Source organism: Motiliproteus sediminis, from assembly GCF_017912535.1.
GTDB classification, from domain to species: Bacteria; Pseudomonadota; Gammaproteobacteria; order Pseudomonadales; family Balneatricaceae; genus Motiliproteus; species Motiliproteus sediminis.
The window spans coordinates 436039-451006 of the sequence record NZ_JAERQK010000002.1 but is presented as its reverse complement, the minus strand read 5'-3'; the positions used below and the strand labels follow the sequence as shown (position 1 = coordinate 451006).

Below are 14968 nucleotides of genomic sequence, written 5' to 3'. Positions count from 1 at the left end.
ACAGGAAGATTCCATGAGCATCACTACTATCGAAGGTCAGTTCAACGACGCCCAAGGCCAATACGCCATCGTCGTTGCCCGTTTTAACAGCTTTGTGGTTGAAAGCCTGCTGGAGGGTGCCATTGACGCTCTCAAGCGTCACGGCATCAGCGAAGAGAGCATTCGGGTGGTTCGCGTCCCGGGAGCCTTTGAAGTGCCGCTGGCGGTGCAGAAACTGGCGGCCCAGAAAAAAGATGACGCCATTATCGCGCTCGGCGCGGTGATTCGCGGTGGCACGCCCCACTTCGACTACGTCTGCGCCGAAAGTGCCAAAGGTATCGGCCATGTGTCGTTGGAAACCGGGGTGCCGGTGGTGAACGGCATTCTGACCGTTAACTCCATCGAGCAGGCGATCGAACGGTCCGGCACCAAGGCCGGCAACAAAGGTGCTGAAGCAGCGCTGGCGGCCATCGAGATGGTTAGCCTGCTGCGCCAGCTAGAGGGTTGATCTGCGTGACTGATCGCAAGAAATCAAAGAAACCATCCAAAACCGAGATGCGCCGTGAGGCGCGTCAGTTCGCGCTGCAGGCACTGTATCAGTGGCAGATGGCCGGCGCGGCGCTGAACGAGATCGAAGCCCAGTTCCGGGTGGAGCAGGATATGGGGCGCACCGATATGGCGCTGTTCTCCGAGCTGCTGCATCAGGTGCCCGCCAAGGTCACTGAGCTGGACGAGCATCTCACCCCGTTGCTGGACCGTCAGCTGGACGATCTCGATCCCATCGAGTTGAGTGTGCTGCGCCTGGGAGCTTACGAGATGGCTGACCGTATCTCTGTGCCCTATAAGGTGGTGATCAACGAAGCGGTCAATCTGGCCAAGACCTTTGGGGCCACCGACAGTCACAAGTACGTTAACGGCGTGCTCGACAAGCTGGCGCGCAAACTGCGTGCGGTCGAGGTCAACGCGCAGGGGCGCTGACACATCGCCCATGTCCCTGTCTGAATTCGCCCTGATCGAGCGTTACCTGCAAAGCCTGTCGACCGGTGCCGAGGGGGTTGCACTCGGTATCGGCGATGACTGCGCCCTGCTGGAGATTCCGGCGGGGCAGCAGCTGGCCCTCTCCGTGGACACTCTGGTCGAAGGGGTGCACTTCCCGGCAACTATCTCACCGGCCGACCTCGCTTGCCGGGCGCTCAACGCCTGCGTCAGCGATCTGGCGGCCATGGGCGCCGAACCTCGCTGGCTGACCCTTGCTCTGACTCTGCCCGAGGCCAATGAACCCTGGCTGGCCGCTTTTGCGGCGGCACTGGGCGAGGGGCTCAAGGGTTTTGGCATGGCGCTGGTGGGGGGGGATACCACCCGGGGGGCGCTCAGTCTGACCCTGCAGGTGCACGGGTTGGTGCCGGCGGCGCAGGCGTTGCGGCGTGATGGGGCCCGGCCCGGAGACGGCGTCTATGTCACCGGTACCCTCGGCGATGCCATGGCCGGGCTTGATCAGCTGCAGCAGCGGCAGGCCCCGAACTCGGCGTTGCTGGGGCGTTTTTTCCGGCCTTGCGCGCGGGTGCAGGCGGGGCTGCGGCTGCGGGGCAGGGCCTCGGCCGCGGTGGATATCTCCGACGGTCTGGCTGCCGATCTGGGGCATGTTCTCGGCCGCAGCGGGGTTGGCGCCACCCTGTGGCTGGACCAGCTGCCGCTTTCAGAACCGATGCGCGACAACTACACTGCCGAGCAGGCGCAGCGCTTTGCTCTTGGCGGTGGCGAGGACTTTGAGCTGTGCTTTACCCTGCCGCCGGCGGGTGAAACCGAGCTGGGTGATCTGGGGGTGAGCTGGACCCGGATAGGAACCATCGATGCCGAGCCCGGCCTGCGTGGCCGTGATGCGGCGGGACGGATCGCGGTCCTGCCCCAGCACGGTTATCAACATTTCTGACGGGAGCTGTCGTGTCTCAACCACGCCCCAATTGGCGTAATCCGGTCCACCTGGCTGCCTTTGGTTTTGGCAGCGGTGCGCCCCGCCGTGCTCCCGGAACCTGGGGCACGCTGGCGGCATTTGCCCCCTATGCCGTGCTGGTGCAACTGTCGTTGCCCGCTTATCTGGTCGCCATTCTGGTGGCGTTTGTGATCGGTATTTACTTCTGTGACAAGACTTCTCGCGATCTGGGTGTACATGACCATGGCGGCATCGTCTGGGACGAGTTTGTGGGTCTCTGGATTACCCTGATATTGATCCCGCCGGGTTGGGGCTGGCTGTTTGCCGGCTTTGTGGTGTTTCGCTTCTTCGATATTCTCAAGCCCTGGCCAATCCGCTGGGCGGATAAGCGAGTTTCCGGCGGCTTCGGTATCATGCTGGACGACGTGCTTGCCGGGATCTATGCGCTGGCTGTACTGCAGCTGGTCGCTTACCTGCTCTAACCCGTCGCGCGGAGGTGCGAGCTATGCTTACCCTCGGGGCTGCTACCGTTGCACCTTTCTCCATTTAGCGACAGCCCGCGCCTGAGGGAGTGATGGCGCGCCGGTGAACACAGTTTTGGGTCGCCAATACCCGAGTGCGTTGGTAGAATGTTGGCGCTCAAAATTCCGAGGGCCTTTTAGTGTCAGTAGTTTTCGTTGCCTCATCCCAACTGCCCACCCCCTGGGGGGTGTTTACCATGCATGGTTTCGAAGAAACCGGCAGCGGTAAGGAACATGTGGTGCTGACACTGGGCGATGTTGCCAGCGGTGAGCCGGTGCTGGCGCGTATCCATTCGGAGTGCCTGACCGGTGATGCGTTGTTCAGTATGCGCTGTGACTGCGGTTTTCAGCTGCAGGAGGCGCTCAAGCGGATCGCTGAAGCGGGTCGTGGCGCGCTGCTCTATCTGCGTCAGGAGGGGCGGGGGATCGGCCTGCTCAACAAGATTCGCGCTTACCACCTGCAGGATGGCGGTGCCGATACCGTGGAAGCCAACGAACAGCTCGGCTTTGAAGCGGATCTGCGTGATTACAGCATGTGTCAGCCGATGCTGGACCATCTGGGTATCAAGGAGCTGTGCCTGATGACCAACAATCCGCGCAAGCTCGAGGCGATGCGCAAGTTCGGGTTGCAGGTGGTGGATCGGGTACCGCTACAGGTGGGCAAGAACCGCCACAACGAAGGTTACCTGGCCACCAAGGCCGGTAAGCTTGGTCACATGATGACCGAGTTTCATTTCAAGCCCTGATCAGGGCGACAGTCGTTCCAATCGCTGTTGGATCCGTGCGCTGATGCCGTCGGCGTCGAGTCCCAGCTCGCGTTGCAGTTCACTCACCTTGCCGTGCTCGACAAACTGATCGGGTAGTCCCAGATTGAGGCATTGGCAGTGGCTGCCAGTGGCCGCGAGCCACTCGTTGACGGCGCTGCCGGCGCCGCCGCTGATGCTGTTGTCCTCCAGAGTTACCAGCAATGAATGACTGGCCGCCAATCGGGCCAGCATTTCGCTATCCAGCGGTTTGACGAAGCGCATATCCACCAGCGTCAGATTCAGCTCGTCGGCTACCTGTCGCGCGGCCGCGAGCAGCGCGCCGAAGCTGAGCAGCGCCGCGCGCTGGCCGTCGCGCAGGTGCCGAGCTTTGCCAATGGCCATGGGCGCTGGTGCCGTGCTGCGCCCGGCGCCCGGACCTTTGCCGCGCGGATAGCGCACACAGGCGGGCCCCGAGTGCTGGTAGCCGGTGGTGAGCATGCGCTCCGCTTCGGCTTCATCGCTGGGGGTCATGATCACCAGATTGGGTACGCAGCGCAGAAAGCTGAGGTCAAAGCTGCCGTGATGGGTGGGACCGTCTTCGCCCACCAGGCCGGCGCGGTCGATGGCGAACAGGACGTCGAGATTCTGCAGCGCGACATCGTGGATCAGTTGATCATAACCGCGCTGCAGAAAGGTTGAGTAGATCGCCACCACCGGCTTGCTGCCCTGACAGGCAAGGCCTGCGGCAAAGGTGATGGCGTGTTGCTCGGCGATGGCGACGTCGAAAAAGCGTTGCGGATACGTTGCCGCGAAGTCCACCATGCCAGAGCCTTCACTCATGGCCGGGGTTATCGCCACCAGCCGCGGATCCTCCTTGGCCTGGTGGCATAGCCAATCACCGAACACTCGGGAGTAGTTGACCCCGGGAGTGGTCATCGGTGGCGCTTCGTCGGGGGCGGGTAGCTTGGTGATGGCGTGATAGCCCACCGGGTCGCGCTCGGCCGGGGCAAAGCCCTTGCCTTTGGTGGTCACTACATGCAGAAACTGCGGCCCGCGGCAGTCGCGCAGACGCTGGAGCTGCTTAATCAGTGCGTCAAGATCGTGGCCGTCCACAGGGCCGCTGTAGCTGAATTCCAGCGCTTCAAACAGCGCGGCGGTGGTGCTGGCGTCGGTGCGCTGCTTGAGGTTGCGGGCCAGATAGGTGGCCAGTCCGCCCTCGTTGGGCGAAATCGACATGTCGTTGTCGTTGAGAATTACCAGCAGGTCGGTGCCGGTGTGCGCGGCGTGGTTCAGCGCTTCGAACGCCATGCCGCCGGTGAGGGCACCGTCACCGATTACGGCCACGGTACGCTGTGGTTCGCCTTTCAGTTTGTGCGCCAGCGCCATCCCCAGCGCGGCACTGACCGAGGTGCTGGAGTGACCGGTACCGAAGCTGTCATAGGGGCTTTCGTGACGCTTGGGGAAGGGCGCCAAGCCGCCATGCTGGCGAATGCTCAGCAGGGCGTCGCGCCGACCGGTTAGCACCTTGTGGGGGTAGCACTGGTGGCCGACATCCCAGACCAGATCGTCATCCGGAGTCTGGTAAACGTAGTGCAGCGCCAGGGTCAGCTCGACGATGCCGAGCCCGGCCCCGAAGTGGCCACCGGTCTGGCCGACGGAGTAGAGGAGAAACGCGCGCAGCTCGTTCGCCAGCTGCGGTAACTGGTCTGCGGCCAACTGGCGCAACTGCTGGGGGCTGTCGATCCTGTCCAGAAGAGGCGTGCAGGGACGGGTAGCGGGTATTTCGGCGAACATGCGGTGCCCTGTCGGCAGATCAGTAGGTACGCTGAATAATATAGTCAGCCAGTTGGCGCAGGTAATCGGCGCGCTCTCCCAGCGGTGCCAGCGCGGCAACCGCCTGGTGGTGGAGCGCGGCCGCCTGCTGTTTGGCGCCGTCGAGCCCGAGCAGGGCGGGGTAGGTTGATTTGCCGCGTGCCAGGTCGGCACCCTGGGTCTTGCCCAGCTCTGCGGTGCTGCTTTCGATGTCGAGTATGTCGTCCTGAATCTGGAACGCCAGACCGATGGCTGCGGCGTACTGCTGCAGCGCTTCCAGAGCATCCTGATCAGCATGGCCGGAGGACAGACCGCCCAGTGCCACACTGGCGCTGATCAGCGCGCCGGTCTTGAGGCTGTGCATGCGCTGCAGCTGTTCAAGGCTCTGTTGTTGGGCCTCGGCGGCTATATCTACCGCCTGCCCGCCTACCATGCCACGGGCACCGCTGGCCTGGGCCAGGATGCGCAGCATTTCAATGCGGGCGTCGGCGCTTTGGTTGCGGTCGCTGGCGAGGATCTCGAAGGCCAGCGCCTGCAGGGCGTCACCGGCCAGTATGGCGGTGGCGTCATCAAAGGCTTTGTGGCAGGTGGGCTGGCCTCGGCGCAGGTCGTCATTGTCCATCGCCGGCAGGTCGTCGTGAATCAGTGAATAGGCGTGGATGCACTCCACCGCGGTGGCGGCTCCATCCGCGCGTTCATCGTCGCCGCCCAGGGCGCTGCAGGCCGCGTATACCAGCACCGGCCGCAGTCGCTTGCCGCCGTTGAGGGTGCTGTAGCGCATCGCGTCCAGCAGGCGAGGGTCGCTGTCGGTGGCCTCCAGCCACTGGCTGAGGGTGGCGTCGCAGCGGCTGCGCCAGCGGTTAATGGCAGTGGTCAGGCTCATGGGGTGTCGTCGTGCTCAAAAGTGCGTTCTTTGAGGGCGCCGTTCTGCTCCATCAGTATGCGCACTTTTTGTTCCGCCTGCTCCAGTGTTTGCTGGCATTCACGGGTGAGTTTGATCCCCTGTTCGAAGGCTTCCAGCGACGCCTCCAGCGATAGATCACCCTGCTCCATACGAGTCACCAGAGTCTCCAGTTCCGTGAGGCTCTGCTCAAAATCGGCAGCTTTGGCTTTGCGCGGCATGGCGGGTACTTCATTTAGTAGCAGGAAGGCTGCTAACACTACCTGAGCCCTTGAGACGGGTCAATTGGAACCCTTTTTCACGCCAATGGATGAAAAAAGCATGTTGGCCGGCATGACCGGTGACAGATTTTTGATATGATCGACGGGCGTTTACAGCAGCATATCGACGGAAGTCCGCTTTGCGTGGTCGGTGGCAGAGAACTTTAGGGAGGAATCGGTGGACATAGCAACGCTTGTAGGCCTGCTCGGCGCCTTCGGTATCGTGGTATCGGCGATCATTCTTGGCGGCAGCGCGGGCGTGTTCGTCAACCCGCCGTCGATGCTGATCGTGGTGGGCGGCACCCTGCTGGTGGTGTTGATGAAATTCACCCTGGCCCAGTTTATCGCCTCCCTCAAGGCTGCCGGCAAGGCGTTCATGTTCAAGTCCAGCAACGCCGAAGATCTGATCTCGGAAACCGTGGAACTGGCGGACGCGGCCCGCAAGGGTGGCCTGTTGTCGCTGGAAGAGAAAGAGGTCAGCAACGATTTCATGCAGCGGGGTATCCAGCTGCTGGTGGATGGCCACGACCCCGAGGTGGTGCGTCTGCTGCTCAACAAAGACAAGGTGCAGGCCGAAGAGCGCCACGAGGTGGCCATTGGCATGTTCAAGGCGATGGGGGATGTGGCACCGGCGATGGGGATGATCGGTACCCTGGTCGGTCTGGTGCAGATGCTCTCCAATATGGATGACCCCAAGGCGATCGGACCGGCGATGGCGGTGGCGCTGCTCACCACCCTCTACGGCGCCATTATCGCCAACATGATCGCGATTCCGATCGCCGACAAGCTGGCGACACGTAACGCCGAGGAGACCACCAACAAGGCCCTGATCATCGATGGCTTGTTGGCGATTCAGGCCGGTCAGAACCCCCGCGTGATCGAATCGATGTTGCGCAACTACCTGCCCGAAGGCAAACGCGGCTCGGCCGAAGCGGATGCCTGATTTTAGTTCGCGGAACGGTATCCTGGCATGAGTGACGAGCAGAAGTGCAAATGTCCACCACCCGGCGCGCCGGCGTGGATGGCCACCTTTGCCGACCTGATGTCGTTGTTGATGTGTTTCTTCGTGCTGCTGCTCTCTTTCTCCGAAATGGATGTGCTCAAGTTCAAGCAGTTGGCCGGCTCCATGCGCGAAGCGTTCGGGGTGCAGAACCAGATCAAGGTCAAGGATATCCCCAAGGGCACCAGTATCATTGCCCAGGAGTTCAGTCCGGGGCGGCCGGAGCCGACACCGCTCAACGAGGTGCGCCAGTTCAGCACCGAAACCGCCAAGTCCGATCTCGATGTGCGTCGCCAGGAGGGCGAATCCGATTATCTGGATCCCAAGGCGGGTGAGCTGCAGGAGCTGATCCGCAAGATGCAGGCCCAGCAGCTTGAAGATCAGTCCGAGGCCGAGCAGGATGCCATGACCATGGCGATGGCGCTCGAAGAGGAGATCGGCGAGGGCAGCGTCGATGTCGAGACCAAAGAGGGCAAGGTGATCATCCGGGTGCGGGAGAAGGGCTCCTTCGAATCCGGTGCGGCGGAACTGAATGCGGCATTCGTACCGATCATCGCCAAGATTCGTGACGTTCTGGTCAACGTTCGCGGTGCCGTGTCCGTCGAGGGACACACCGACAATATCCCCATCTCCACCGCGGAGTTCGAGTCCAACTGGGGGTTGTCCATGGCACGTGCGCTGTCGGTAGCGCAGGAGTTGTTCGCCGACCCGCGCATTGACCAGCGGCGTTATCAGGTCACCGGTTACGCCGATACCAAGCCGCTCGCCCCGAACGACAATGCGCTCAATCGCGCCCTCAATCGGCGTGTGGAGATCGTGATTCAGAAGGGCAAAGACGAAGAACTGCTCAACCGGCTGCAAGCGCTGCCTGATGGCGCCCAGAGTGTCGGCGGCGAGCTGTCCCCCCAAGAAATTTTCTGACCGGCAGCGGTCGGCTGCTAACCTTTTAATGGCGGCACCCGGTGCTGCCATAGTTGTCACATTGTGTTGCGAGAATCGGTAGCTTACCGGTACCGGTGGTAAACGGGAGAACTCTATGCTGCGTGTGTTTAATATCGAACAGGGTAGTCTGGCTGAGCAGGAACAGGGTCCGGAAGGACACTTGCTGTCGGCCCGGGGTGTCTGGGTCGATACGCACGAGCCCACTGATGAGGAGCGTGAACTGCTACAGCAGTTTCTGCGCACCGAACTGCCCGAATCGGATGATGTTGAAGAGATCGAGTCATCGGCGCGCTATTTTGTCGATGCGGCCGGGATCCATGTCCACTCCCTGTTCTTGGCCCAGAGCGAGGGCCGCCATCACACCGTTACCACCGCGTTCATCCTGCAGAAAGATCGTCTGTTCACCCTGCGTGAGGAGGAGTTGGCGGACTTTCGTCTGCTGCGGATGCGCGCGCGGCGCGGTCAGGTCGAGGTGCATTCGCCGCGTGAGCTGATGGTGGAGATCTTTGACCAGAAAGTGGAAAACCTGGCGGACCAGCTGGAGGATATCCATACCAAGCTGGAAACGGTCAGTCATCTGGTGCTGGAGGATGAAGATGCCAGCCTGGAGGACGCCATCGACCAGCTGGCCAAGCTGGAGGACAGTAACGGTAAGATCCGCCTCTGCCTGATGGACACCAAGCGTTCGGTCTCCTATTTGATGCGGCATCTGCGCAGTGATCAGGAGATGCAGGAGAACGCTCGCATCATCATGAAGGACGTTGATACCCTGATGTCCCACAACACCTTCTTGTTCGACAAGATCAACTTCCTGATGGACTCCACCCAGGGCTTCATCAACATCGAGCAGAACCAGATCATCAAGATCTTTTCTATCGCTGCGGTCACTTTCCTGCCGCCGACGCTGGTGGCCAGTATCTACGGCATGAACTTCCAATTGATGCCGGAACTCAACTGGCAGTTGGGTTACCCGTTTGCCCTGGGATTGATGGTGATATCCGGCATCTCCCCCTACCTCTATTTCAAACGCAAAGGCTGGTTGTAGCTGTTTGCGCCCGAACGCTCAGCACCAGCAGGCTTCGTCGGCTGGGTGTTTGAGTAGCTCTTCAACGTTGGCGCTCAACACTCGGTAGCCAACGTTGCCATACAGGGTCTGTCGACCCTCGTTCATGATCCAGCAGGGGCTGCCTTGCAGATTCTGGGCTCGCGCCTGCTGATAATCCGCCATCAAGGCTGCCATGGCGCGGCCGTCGTCCAGACGCTGGCGCAAAGCTTTGACGTCGATCTGCTGCTCCGCCGCGATGGCGATCAGGGTGTCGCGGTGACTGATGTCACGGGCATCGACAAAGAACGCATGACGTAGTGCCAGTGCCAGGCGGTCGGCGATCGGGCTGCCGCTCACCAGCTCGGCGGCCTTGATCAGCAAATGGGCCGGCAGGCTACTGGTGGGGCGCACCTGGCGCCAGATAGCGGGATTGACCGGTGCGGTGTCGTAGGGGGCGGCGGCGGCTTCCACATGCTCGGCAAATCCCTCGAATCCGCCGCGATCCTGCCACTGCTTCTGCAGCCGCCCGTGGGCATCGCCAAACACATCGACAAAGCGGTTGGTGATGGTTACCTGCTGGTCCCATTGCCGACCCAGCTCCTCCACCCGTTTCTGCGCGATCCAGGCCCACACACAGAGCAGATCGCTGTAGTAATCGATGGGCAGGCTCATGCGCAGGTCTCCGGGCGACAGAGGCTGTCCATGGTGTCGATCGGGCAGCTGATGACGGTGACATTGCGGTAGCCGATCCGTTGCAGCTGTTCAGCCGACAGCGTGGCACGCGCGCCGGTGGCGCAGTGAAGGTAGATCGGCAGATCCGGATCGCCGTAATGGCTGCTGAGTTTCATCTCCAGTACACCGCGGGGAATATTGATGGAGCCGTCGATGGGGCGCTCGGCAACCTCGGCGGGTTCGCGCACGTCAATCACCAGACTGTTGGGGCGCTGCGCTGCTTCGGCCAGCGCCTGTTCGGCGCTTAGCACGCGGAGGTGGGGGCGAATGGAACGGATCAGTTCGGGGATAGTGGTCAGCATGGTGCGTGCTCCTGTGGTTACCGGGGTTATTCTATTAATAAAATGCTAATATAGACAAGTCTTAAATAATGCTTATACTGGCGCCATGAAGCAGAATTTGACCGAAGATGCCATCCAGGCACGCGCCGAGCTGGAGCGCCGCGCGACCCGGGCGGAGCAGTTGCTGCGCCGCCTGGGTAATCGCCAGCGCCTGATTATTCTGTGTTTGTTGTCCGATACCGAGCTGTCGGTGGGTGAGCTTAACCGGCAAGTGGCGCTCTCTCAGTCGGCGTTGTCACAGCACCTGGCGCAACTGCGCCGTGCCGGGGTGGTGGCAACGCGGCGGGAGTCGCAAACCATCTATTACCGCTTGCGTGATCAGCGGGTGCTGTCGCTGTTGACCGCACTCTGTGATCTGGGGGCTCCGGCGGGGGGGCAGATCGATGCATAAGCCAGACTGGCTGGACCGCGTGGTGGAACGCTCGCTCGGCGGCGCGCTGCCGGCACTGATCTTTGTGATGGCGCTGCTGGCGGGGGCGATCGCGCTGCAGTGGACGCCGCGCGAGGAGGAACCGCAGATTGTGGTGCCGATGGTGGACGTCAGGGTAGCGGTGCCTGGCCTGGATGCCGAACAGGTCGAGCGTCAGGTGACCCAGCCGCTGGAAAAACTGCTGGCGCAGATACCCGGTGTCGAGCACCTCTATGCCAGCTCCTTTGCCGGCGGTGGCAACGTGACCTTGCGCTTTTTCGTCGGTGAAGACCGTGAAGACGCGCTGCTCAACACCTACAACAAGTTGTACTCCCATCAAGACCAGGTGCCGGCCATTGTCAGCCGCTGGCAGGTAAAGCCGGTAGAGGTGGACGACGTGGCCATCCTGCTGCTGGGCCTCTGGAGCAGTGAGCCGGAGCGCTATAGCGATTTCGAACTGCGGCGTGTGGCTGAGGAGTTGACCACTGGCCTGCAGGCACTGCCACAGGTGAGCGAGATTCAGCTGGTTGGCGGGCGGCCGCGCAGGGTGCAGATAGAACTGGATCCTGAGAGGTTGGCGGCGCGCCTGACCACGCCGATGGAGGTGGCTGCGGCTATCGGTCAGTCCAACCTGCGCCAGCGTGCGGGTACCTTGACCCTGGCCAACCGCGCGTTGGTGCTGGAGGGTGGTGACTTGTACACCGATCTTGAGGATCTGCGCTCGCAGGTGGTCAACGTGGTTGACGGTACTCCGGTCTATCTCCGCGATGTGGCGACCGTGGTCGATGGTCCCGCCGAGCCGTCCCGCTATACCTGGCTCGATTTTGCTGATTCCCGCCTCGGTGACGGGCGGCCGATGGTGGCGCTCAGCATCGCCAAGCAGCGGGGCAGTAATGCGGTGGCGGTTGCTGCGGCGGTGCATGCGGAGTTGGCCCGGTTGAAAGCCGATCTGTTGCCGCCGGCCATCGACGTAGCGGTGCTGCGCGACTATGGCCAGACCGCCGACGACAAGGTTGATAATCTGGTTTCCAGCCTGGCGTTCGCGGTGTTTACCGTGGTGGTGTTTATCGGCGTGTTTCTTGGTTGGCGGCCGGCGCTGGTGGTCGGACTGGCGGTGCCAATCTGCTACGGCGTCACCCTGGCACTGGATCTCTGGTTCGGTTACACCATCAACCGGGTCACCCTGTTTGCGCTGATCCTGTCGCTGGGACTGCTGGTCGATGATCCGATCACCGGGGTGGATAATATCGAGCGCTTCATGCGCGGGGGTGAAGGCAGCACCAGCGAGCGGGTAGTGGCAGCGATTCGTGAAATTCGGGTGCCGTTGGTGATGTCTACGCTGGCGATCGTCATGGCGTTTCTGCCGCTGGCCTACATCACCGGCATGATGGGGCCCTATATGGCGCCGATGGCGTTTAATGTGCCGGTCAGCGTCGGTGTCAGCACGCTGGTCGCTTTTCTGGTGACGCCCTGGCTGGCGGCGCGCCTGTTGCGCCCGAATGCCACCGCTACCGTCGCAGCGGGCTCGTCGATGGAACGGCTATACCGGGCCCTGCTGGCACCGCTGTTGCAGCGCCGTGCGCGTGCTCGCTGGTTGCTGTGGGGCGTGCTCGGATTGTTTCTGCTGGCGGCCTCACTGCCGCTGCTGCGGTTGGTGCCGCTGAAACTGCTGCCGTTCGACAACAAGAGCGAAGTGCAGGTGGTGATTGATCTGCCCGAGGGCAGCAGTCTGGAACACACCGCCGCGGTGGCACAGCGGGTATCGCTGGAGGTGCGGCGGCTGCCGGAGGTGACCGCGGTGGCCGCTTTTGTGGGTGAGCCGTCGCCGATCGATTTCAACGGCATGGTGCGTCAGTACTACCTGCGCACCCAACCCCATCAGGCCGATCTGCGCCTGACCCTGGTCGACAAGTCCGAACGTGAACACCAGTCTCACGCGGTGGTGCTGCGGCTGCGTCAGCTGCTGGCCCCGCTTAACGCTGACGGGGTGCAGGTCAAGGTGGTGGAAGTGCCGCCGGGTCCGCCGGTGATGAGCACCCTGGTGGCGGAGGTGAGCGCAGACCCGCTGGTGCCCTACGCCCGTCAGCAAGCCGCGGCGGAGTTGCTGATGGCGCGTCTGGCGGCGGAGCCGCACGTGGTTGAGATCGACTCCAGTCTGGAACAGCCGGCCGAACGGCTGCGGTTTGTGTTGGATAAGCAGAAAGCCGCGCTTTCCGGCGTCTCCACCGAGGATGCCAACCAACTGCTGGCGCTGGCCAACAGTGGCCTGATTGCCAGCTATCTGCAGCAGCCGCGTGAAGCGCGGCCGTTACCGATCGAACTACGCCTGCCTCTGGATCAGCGTAGCGATCCCGGCGACTTTGAGCGCTTGCAGTTGAAGGGGCGCGCGGGGGTGGTGCAGCAGCAAAGCAGCGGCGGCCTGGATGCCGCGCCGCAGGCGCTGGTGGCGCTAGGCGAGCTGGGAGAATTTTTGCGCCTGCCCACCGAGCCTGCCCGGCTGCGCAAGGATCAGCGGCCGGTGATCTACGTGACCGCGGAACTGAACGGCCGCACCCCGGCGGACGTTATTGCCGACCTGCATGCGGATTTGGGCGCTCCTCCGGGCGAGCCGAGTGACTGGCAGCAGCGCACCTTCCTCACGGCGGGTGCCGGTCTGGGTTGGAGCTTGCCGGCCGGGACCGATATTCACTGGACCGGCGAAGGTGAATGGCGAATTACCAAGGATGTGTTTCGGGATATGGGGTTGGCGTTCATGTTTGCGCTGGTGGCGATCTTCTTCGTGCTGCGGGCGCAGACCGGCTCGGTGGCGTTATCGCTGATTATCATGCTGGCAATTCCGCTGACGGTGATCGGTATCATGCCCGGCTTCTGGCTGCTTAACCAGTTTGGCGAGCGTGTGGTGGCCGGCGCCCCCGATCCCGTTTTGTTCACCGCTACGGCGATGATCGGGATGATTGCTTTGGCTGGTATCGTAGTGCGCAACTCGCTGATTCTGGTTGAGTTCATCTCTCAGGCGCGGGCGGCTGGTGCGGCACTCAAGGAAGCCCTGATTCAGGCCGGTGCGGTGCGTATGCGGCCGGTGCTGCTGACCGCCGGGACCACCTTACTGGGCAATCTGGTGATTATTCTGGACCCGGTGTTCAGTGGTCTGGCGCTGGCGATCATCTTCGGCATCATCGCCTCGACCCTGTTCACCCTGCTGGTGGTGCCGGTGGTTTATCTGCTGGTGTTTGATCGACCGACGGCTGCTGCTAATGAGGAGATAGATCCATGAGTCAAGCCAAGCGTATAGGGGTGCCGCTGCTGGCGGTGGCGGGGCTGTTGCTGATGGTGGCCTACATGGCGGGGATGTTCAGTGAACGTCTGGCACCGTCGCTTGAGCGACTACCGCAGGCGCTGCCGCAGGACCTGCTGCCGGTCAGGACCCTGACCCGTGAACGGATTGAAAAGGTCCCCGCCAGCGTGCAGGCCAAGCAGGCGTCGTTGATATCGTCACGGCTACTGGCCACCATCAACGCGGTGCATGTTCGCGCCGGTGATATGGTCAGGGCCGGTGATCTGCTGCTGGAACTGGATCCGCGCGATCTGCAGTCACGCCTGGCCCAAAGCCAGGATCAGGTGCGCGTGGTTGCAGCCAGGCTGCAAGAGGCACGCGCTAACCGCGAGCGGATAGAGGGTCTGTTTCAGCGCAAGCTGGTAGCTCAGGCCGATCTTGACCGGGTGCGGGCCGAGTTCGACAGTCTGACAGCGGAGCTGGACTCGGCCCGGGGGCGAGTTGAAGAGGCGCGGGCGGCGCTCAGTTATACCCGCATTGAGGCGCCCATCGACGGGCGGGTAATCGATCGTCTGGCCGAGCCCGGGGATACCGCTTCTCCCGGTGTGCCGCTGCTGTCGATCTACAATCCGGGCACGCTGCGCATCGAAGCCCGGGTGCGTGAGGAGCGCGCACTGGCGCTGCAACCCCAGCAGATCCTGAAAGTATCCGTGCCGGCGCTGCAGGTTACGCTGGACGCTACGCTGGAGGAGCTGGTGCCGAGCGCCGATCCCGGCTCGCGCAGCTTTCTGGTCAAGGCCCGGATAGCACAGGACAACCGCCTGCTGCCGGGTCTGTACGCTGAACTGCAAGTGCCTGCAGGCGAGGAAACACTGCTGCTGATTCCGCAGCAGCGGGTGGCCCGTGTCGGTCAGCTCAATCTGGTGCTGGTTTCAACTCCGGTGGGCCCGGAACGGCGCTTTGTGCGCCTCGGCGGCGAGGTGGGCGATCACTCTATCGTGCTGTCCGGGGTCGAGGCGGGCGAACCGCTGCTGCCCGTCACAGATCAACCCTAACCAGCTACACTGACCAGACTA

Annotated in this window: 16 protein-coding genes; 11 read left to right on the top strand and 5 right to left on the bottom strand. The window is 62.4% G+C overall.

Features of this window, described 5'->3' with window-relative positions; genetic code table 11:
- Positions 1-13: 13 nt before the first annotated feature.
- The 5 genes from ribH (at position 14) to ribA (ending at position 3176) form a co-directional block, all read left to right on the top strand.
- Positions 14-487 (top strand): 6,7-dimethyl-8-ribityllumazine synthase, encoded by a 474-nt coding sequence (gene ribH, locus JJQ76_RS06635; protein ID WP_210395927.1) that lies wholly within the window; start codon positions 14-16, stop codon positions 485-487.
- Positions 488-534: 47 nt separating this feature from the next.
- A complete protein-coding gene (gene nusB / locus JJQ76_RS06630; protein ID WP_246480433.1) occupies positions 535-957 on the top strand; it encodes a transcription antitermination factor NusB in 423 nt (140 codons plus the stop codon).
- Between the two features lie 10 nt (positions 958-967).
- Positions 968-1909, top strand: a complete 942-nt coding sequence (gene thiL / locus JJQ76_RS06625; RefSeq protein WP_210395925.1) for a thiamine-phosphate kinase — start codon at positions 968-970, stop codon at positions 1907-1909.
- Between the two features lie 11 nt (positions 1910-1920).
- On the top strand, positions 1921-2391 hold the full coding sequence (locus JJQ76_RS06620) for a phosphatidylglycerophosphatase A family protein (RefSeq protein WP_210395924.1): 471 nt from the start codon (positions 1921-1923) through the stop codon (positions 2389-2391).
- Positions 2392-2570: 179 nt separating this feature from the next.
- Positions 2571-3176, top strand: coding sequence for a GTP cyclohydrolase II (gene ribA / locus JJQ76_RS06615; RefSeq protein WP_210395923.1), 606 nt, complete (start codon positions 2571-2573; stop codon positions 3174-3176).
- Here the strand turns inward: ribA and dxs are convergent, their stop codons facing one another.
- From dxs to JJQ76_RS06600, 3 genes are read right to left on the bottom strand one after another with little or no spacing between them, the layout of a single operon-like run.
- Entirely contained in the window at positions 3177-4970 is a 1794-nt protein-coding gene (gene dxs / locus JJQ76_RS06610; protein ID WP_210395922.1) for a 1-deoxy-D-xylulose-5-phosphate synthase, read from the bottom strand.
- Positions 4971-4989: 19 nt separating this feature from the next.
- On the bottom strand, positions 4990-5871 hold the full coding sequence (gene ispA, locus JJQ76_RS06605) for a (2E,6E)-farnesyl diphosphate synthase (RefSeq protein ID WP_210395921.1): 882 nt from the start codon (positions 5869-5871) through the stop codon (positions 4990-4992).
- Complete coding sequence (locus tag JJQ76_RS06600) at positions 5868-6149, bottom strand: exodeoxyribonuclease VII small subunit (RefSeq protein WP_425515225.1); 282 nt, start codon at positions 6147-6149, stop codon at positions 5868-5870. Before JJQ76_RS06600 ends, ispA begins: the two co-directional genes overlap by 4 nt.
- Positions 6150-6327: 178 nt before the next feature.
- Between JJQ76_RS06600 and pomA the strand changes: the two genes are divergently transcribed.
- From pomA to corA, 3 genes are all read left to right on the top strand, one after another.
- On the top strand, positions 6328-7092 hold the full coding sequence (gene pomA, locus JJQ76_RS06595) for a flagellar motor protein PomA (protein WP_210395920.1): 765 nt from the start codon (positions 6328-6330) through the stop codon (positions 7090-7092).
- Between the two features lie 27 nt (positions 7093-7119).
- Positions 7120-8070 (top strand): flagellar motor protein MotB, encoded by a 951-nt coding sequence (locus JJQ76_RS06590; protein ID WP_210395919.1) that lies wholly within the window; start codon positions 7120-7122, stop codon positions 8068-8070.
- Between the two features lie 115 nt (positions 8071-8185).
- Positions 8186-9136, top strand: coding sequence for a magnesium/cobalt transporter CorA (gene corA / locus JJQ76_RS06585; RefSeq protein WP_210395918.1), 951 nt, complete (start codon positions 8186-8188; stop codon positions 9134-9136).
- A gap of 18 nt (positions 9137-9154) precedes the next feature.
- Here the strand turns inward: corA and JJQ76_RS06580 are convergent, their stop codons facing one another.
- Positions 9155-9808, bottom strand: a complete 654-nt coding sequence (locus JJQ76_RS06580; RefSeq protein WP_210395917.1) for a DsbA family oxidoreductase — start codon at positions 9806-9808, stop codon at positions 9155-9157.
- A complete protein-coding gene (locus JJQ76_RS06575) occupies positions 9805-10170 on the bottom strand; it encodes a rhodanese-like domain-containing protein (protein ID WP_210395916.1) in 366 nt (121 codons plus the stop codon). Before JJQ76_RS06575 ends, JJQ76_RS06580 begins: the two co-directional genes overlap by 4 nt.
- Positions 10171-10255: 85 nt before the next feature.
- On the opposite strand from JJQ76_RS06575, the gene JJQ76_RS06570 reads away from it, so the two are divergent.
- The 3 genes from JJQ76_RS06570 to JJQ76_RS06560 are packed head-to-tail and all read left to right on the top strand — an operon-like array spanning position 10256 to position 14947.
- Positions 10256-10600: an ArsR/SmtB family transcription factor gene (locus JJQ76_RS06570; protein ID WP_210395915.1), complete on the top strand. Its 345-nt coding sequence runs from the start codon at positions 10256-10258 to the stop codon at positions 10598-10600.
- Positions 10593-13892, top strand: coding sequence for an efflux RND transporter permease subunit (locus JJQ76_RS06565; protein WP_210395914.1), 3300 nt, complete (start codon positions 10593-10595; stop codon positions 13890-13892). The genes JJQ76_RS06570 and JJQ76_RS06565 overlap by 8 nt, the downstream gene beginning before the upstream one ends.
- Entirely contained in the window at positions 13889-14947 is a 1059-nt protein-coding gene (locus JJQ76_RS06560; RefSeq protein WP_210395913.1) for an efflux RND transporter periplasmic adaptor subunit, read from the top strand. Before JJQ76_RS06565 ends, JJQ76_RS06560 begins: the two co-directional genes overlap by 4 nt.
- The last annotated feature ends 21 nt before the right edge of the window (positions 14948-14968 follow it).